The following is a 252-nucleotide window of genomic DNA, read 5'->3' as shown; positions in this document are numbered from 1 at the left end:
ACCGGTCGCGACACCACGCCGTCCACCAGCGGCGGCACCTCCGACGGTCGCTTTATCGCCACCCTGGGCACTCAGGTGGTCGAGCTCGGCCCGGTCAACGCCACCATCCACCAGATCAACGAGCGCGTACTGGCCAGCGATCTGGACCTGCTCACCGAAGTCTATTACCAGACGATGGTGAAATTGCTGGCATGAGCCTGATCTGTCCCATCTGCCAAGCGCCGCTGATGCCCAGCGGCAACGGCCTGGCCT

At 64.3% G+C, this 252-nt stretch carries 1 protein-coding gene; it reads left to right on the top strand.

All coding sequences use genetic code 11. The annotated features are described in order from the left end of the window. Nucleotides 1–195 (top strand): M20/M25/M40 family metallo-hydrolase (locus FLQ44_RS23125; RefSeq protein ID WP_147696204.1); only part of this gene is annotated, 195 nt, incomplete at its 5' end. Between the last annotated feature and the right edge of the window lie 57 nt (nucleotides 196–252).

The organism is Vogesella mureinivorans, from assembly GCF_007644035.1.
Lineage (GTDB): Bacteria > Pseudomonadota > Gammaproteobacteria > Burkholderiales > Chromobacteriaceae > Vogesella > Vogesella mureinivorans.
Note: the sequence above shows the minus strand (reverse complement) of the source record. Positions and strands in the feature narration are given on the sequence as shown.